The organism is Mesorhizobium sp. M7A.F.Ca.US.014.04.1.1 (genome assembly GCF_003998745.1).
In the GTDB taxonomy this organism is placed as follows: Bacteria; Pseudomonadota; Alphaproteobacteria; order Rhizobiales; family Rhizobiaceae; genus Mesorhizobium; species Mesorhizobium ciceri.
Window position 1 is genome coordinate 1 of the sequence record NZ_RZRW01000842.1, and the last position, 1,813, is coordinate 1,813.

Genomic DNA, 1,813 nt, shown 5'->3' on the forward strand with positions numbered 1-1,813 from the left:
AGCGTATCAGCAGCCCGATCATTACATCCGCAAGGCACGCCGCCGGATAGTGGCGCAGTCTGCCCGGACGCTTCTGATATTCGATCGAAACGAGAACGAAAATGTCCCACTTTTGGAGGGGGTGGAAGAGGGTGGGACAAAAAAGTACAAAAAACCCAATTAAATCAACGGCATCAAAAGCCAATGGTGGGCCCGGAGGGCCTTCCACCAGGGAAGGCTTCGGTTCGGGCCCGCCATGCTCTCCTCGAACGTAGCGGCTATGACGCCAAGGATGGCATTTGAAGGACCCCCTTAGGGTGATTGTGTCCAATGGCGCGCGATCGCTTGGATCAAAAACGCGGGAACGCGACCTTATCTTCTTTGATCTCGCCTGATGACATGCCCGTACGGATCCGCCCGGCGAGCGTATGGGTTGCGGCCAGCGTACCGTCGGGGACATCATCATAAAACTGACGTCCGCGCCATTCGGGAGGCGCCCCAGCTGCAACGTAGTCTCGACAGTTTTTCCTTCGCCTGCGGCCTAGTACGGCCATGAGGGTGACCCGACAAGATCGTCGTCATGGACAATGGATCCACAAGGCCTTCTGTGGTCGAGACAGCAGAAGGGGTCAGCTTGCCTGTCGCCTTTCGTCGCACGGTAGCCCCGAAACGCGACGTAGGCGGGTAGTTCAAAGCTTATCCGGTGCCGGCCTGATCGATCCGAATGGTACCAGCGAGATTGTGTCCTATATGACAAGTGAAGACAGTCTCCTCGAGACGGGAGCTGTTGGGTCCTTCCGTCAGAGCCAGATTTCATGACGGCACCTGCGACCGCCGAATAAACCCAGGGCATTCAGATGCGGCTTCTCGCCCTCAACAACAGCTATGCGCAATTGCCCGAGCGCTTCTTCGCGCACACGGATCCGAAGCCGGTGTCCGAACCCCGGCTGATCCGATTCAACCGGCCACTTGCGGAGGAACTCGGGCTCGATGCCGACCAGCTTACCAGCCCGGATGGATTGGATATGCTCTCTGGCCATAGATTTCCGGAAGGCTTGCAGGCAATCGCCCTGGCCTATGCAGGTCACCAGTTCGGAAACTTCGTGCCTCAGCTCGGCGACGGGCGCGCTCTGCTGCTTGGCGAGGTGGTGGACGTTAACGACATTCGCCGTGACATCCAGTTGAAGGGATCGGGACCGACGCGGTTCTCGCGCAATGGCGACGGCCGCGCAGCCGTCGGCCCGGTTCTGCGCGAGTATGTCGTCAGCGAAGCAATGGCCGCTGGGCATTCCGACGACTCGAGCCTTGGCGGCTGTGCTCACCGGGGACCCGGTATATCGCGAGGTCCGGCTGCCCGGCGCTGTCCTTACAAGAGTGGCGGCCAGCCATATCCGGATAGGCACCTTCCAATATTTCGCTGCGCGCCACGATACCGGAGGCCTCAAGATCCTCGCCGACTATGCCATTGAACGCCATTTCCCGCAGCTGGTCGGGCAAGCGCGGCCGTACCGCGCTTTGCTTGAGGCCGTTGTCGCTGCACAGGCCGATCTGGTGGCGCGCTGGATGCTGGTCGGCTTCATCCATGGCGTCATGAACACCGACAACATGACGATCTCGGGCGAGACGATCGACTATGGCCCATGCGCCTTCATGGACGCCTATGACCCGAGCGCGGTGTTCAGTTCGATCGACCGTGTCGGCCGCTATGCCTATGCCAACCAGCCTCATGTGGCGACATGGAATCTTGCACGCTTTGCCGAGACTCTGCTGCCGCTCATGAGCACGGACGAGAGTGAAGCCGTCTCTGAAGCCGAAGAGGTGCTTGGGTCTTTCC

The 1,813-nt window shown here is 59.9% G+C and carries 1 pseudogene; it reads left to right on the top strand.

Annotated elements, in window-relative coordinates:
• Positions 1-836: 836 nt before the first annotated feature.
• Positions 837-1,813, top strand: a pseudogene (locus EOA22_RS32185) (protein adenylyltransferase SelO family protein); the annotation flags it as partial.